Raw genomic sequence first — 2,824 nt, forward strand, 5'->3', positions numbered from 1 at the left:
CCCGTGGCGCTGCCTTCCAGCGTGGCGCCCTGCATGAAGGACTGGCCGGGGCGCAGCGCGGCCAACAGGCCGGCGAGCAGGCCGCCCGCGTTCAGCCCGCCGTCGACGATGACGGTGTCTCGCGACCGGATCAGGTCGAGCGACAGGTCGACCATTAACGCAACGTAGAGCAGCGCCACGGCCGCACGTTCCTCGGCCTCGGAAACGCGGCCGACGATTTCGCCTGTCCGGCCTGGCATCGGCCCGCCGGGCGCGAAACTCGGCAGCGCCATGACGCCGGCATCGATCGCGCGTTGTATCGAGGCCGGAGCAATCGTGCCCTGCCAGTTGCCGCTGATGGTCGCGAATTCGCGCCCGCCCATGAAACGGATGGTCGGCACCGGACCGCCATCGACATCGACGTTGACCAGCATGTCGCGGTCGCGGTCGAGCGCGTCGAGCGGGCAGTCCGGATTGAGCACGATCACCCAGGTGCCCGTCGACACCACGGTGAGCGGTCCGAGTTCCTGCCGCCGATAGGCATGGAGCGCGGCGTTGCTGTCATGGACGCCGTTGTGGATGGCGACCGGCAGGCCGGATCTGCCGAAGCGCCGCTCGCCGATGACGGCGCCGGCGCGCGCGAAGGCGGGCATGCGGCCGCGCCAGCCTTCGGCGTCGACCAGCGAGGAGAAGTCGCGCCGGCGCGGCGCCCACAGATGCGAATGACAGCCGAGATAGGACACTTCCGAAACGGCCCGGCCGCCGAAGCGCCAGCTCCAATACTGCGGATAACCGAGGATCGCCTTCGCGGCGGCGAAGGCGCCGGGCTCCACTTGCTCAAGCCACAGCATGTGGCGGCCGTAGTTGAAGCCAAGCGGGAGGCGCGGCGAAAAGGTCTCGGCGAAATCGGGAATGCGGCGATCGATCCGCGCTGCGATCTCGGCCGACGGTTCCTGCTCATAGTCGAGAATGGGATGCGTCAGCGCCGCCTCATCGACCAGGGCGAAGGTGCAGCCATGGCCGGACACCATCAGGCCTTCGATGCCATGACCGTCGACGGCCTCGTTGACGGCATCGAGCGCCCAGTCATACACGGTCGCCTCGTCAAGCACGCTGAGGCCGCCCCTGCGAATCCAGTCAGGACTGGTGCGCCGCTCGTCGACGATGCGCCCGTCCTGACCGAAGACGAACAGCTTCGAGTTGGTCTTGCCGAAGTCGAGCACCGCCACCTTCACGGGAGGGCTCCCGAGGCCGGGGCGATGCGCACGCTGACACCGGCGTCCTCCAGCATGCGCGCATCGGCATCGGAGAGGCCGTCATCGGTCACCAGCGTGCCGATGCGCGACAGCGGCATGGCGACGTTGCGGGCGTGGATCGACAGCTTGCGGCTGTCGGCCAGCACCACGATTTGATCGGCGCAGAGGCTGAGATCGACGATCGAGCGCACCAGCAGCGGATGCGATTCCAGAACGCCTTCATGGCTGAGGCCTTGCGCGCCGAGAAAGAATTTCGAGGCGTAGAACGGAACGGCCTGGGTGAGCGAATGGATGATGCCGGGCTCGCGGTGCAGGTCGCCGCCGGCGATGGTCAGGCTGCAGTGGCCATGATCGCTGAGATAGGCCGCGAGCGGCATGGAATTGGTGAAGAGGCGGATGTTACGGTCGGCAAGCCTCACGCCGAGATGGAAGCAGGTCGAGCCGCCGTGGACGATAACGGCGTCGCCATCGCGCACCATGGTCGCGGCGACGGCGGCGATCTGCCGCTTGGCGTCCACCGCCAGGTCGCGGTTCTCGTCATAGGGCCTGGCATAGGCGACCCCCGCATGGGCAGCGCCATCAAGGGCGGATATGCCGCCATAGACCTTCCGCGCCTCGCCAGCCTCGTCGATCTTGTCGATGTCGCGCCTGACCGTCGCAGCCGAAACGCCGAGCCGCTCCTGCAGTTCGCGCACCGATGCAAAGGGGCGATCGCGCAAGAGCTCGACGATCTGACGCTGGCGGCCGGAATCGCTCAACTCTCTCCTCCTCACATGCCATTTTCCACGGCAATTGGCGCAACTTACTCAACATTAGTCAGATTGCAAGCCAGTTTTGACGATACTAGATCACTGTTGACGTATATCGCTCGCATCTGCGATATCACACCAAATGCTCCCGACGACGGGAGATCATGCGAGAACCAGGCCCGAGAACCAGGGCAAGCCGTTGGAGGAGAAGCGCCATGGCGACCCAAGCTGATGCGCAGGAACTGGCCGCCTTGCGGGCGCTTTCGGCCAGGATCGGCAGCAACCCGCACCTGACCCAGGCGGCCGGCGGCAACACGTCGCTGAAGGCCGGCGACACGCTGTGGATCAAGGCCTCCGGCACCTGGCTGAAGGATGCGCTGTCCGACGACATCATGGTGCCGGTGGCGATGGTGCCGCTGATCGAGGCCGTCGAACGGCGCGATCCGGCTGCCGATAAGCCGCAGGCATTTGCCATCGGCGCCCTCAATCCACGCGGCTTGCGCCCGTCGATCGAGACCACCGTGCACGCGCTGATGCCGCAGCGGGTCGTGCTGCATGTCCATTGCGTCGATACGATCTCGCTCGCGGTCCAGGCCGATTGCGAGATCAAGGCCGCGCGGCGACTAGAGGGCGTCGAATGGGCCTATGTTCCCTATCGCCGGCCGGGCCTGCCGCTTGCCCAGGGCATTGCCGAACGGCTGCGGCCCGGGGTCGACGTGCTGATCCTCGGCAATCACGGGCTGGTCGTCGCCGCCGAAACCGTGACCGATGCGGAGCGCCTGCTGCATCGGGTCAGATCGCTCCTGGCGCGGACGGCGCGGACGGCGGCGAATGCCGATG

At 66.8% G+C, this 2,824-nt stretch carries 3 protein-coding genes; 1 reads left to right on the plus strand and 2 read right to left on the minus strand.

The annotated features are described in order from the left end of the window. Window positions 1–1,214 (minus strand): carbohydrate kinase (locus DH10_RS34565; RefSeq protein WP_192385871.1); only part of this gene is annotated, 1,214 nt, incomplete at its 3' end. Further along, window positions 1,211–1,993, minus strand: a complete 783-nt coding sequence (locus DH10_RS34570; RefSeq protein WP_192251040.1) for a DeoR/GlpR family DNA-binding transcription regulator — start codon at window positions 1,991–1,993, stop codon at window positions 1,211–1,213. The genes DH10_RS34565 and DH10_RS34570, both read right to left, overlap by 4 nt. Before the next feature lie 206 nt (window positions 1,994–2,199). Here DH10_RS34570 and DH10_RS34575 point away from each other — a divergent pair. After that, window positions 2,200–2,824 (plus strand): class II aldolase/adducin family protein (locus tag DH10_RS34575; RefSeq protein ID WP_192385872.1); only part of this gene is annotated, 625 nt, incomplete at its 3' end.

Origin of the sequence: Mesorhizobium silamurunense, from assembly GCF_014843825.1 — a bacterium.
GTDB classification, from domain to species: domain Bacteria; phylum Pseudomonadota; class Alphaproteobacteria; order Rhizobiales; family Rhizobiaceae; genus Mesorhizobium; species Mesorhizobium silamurunense.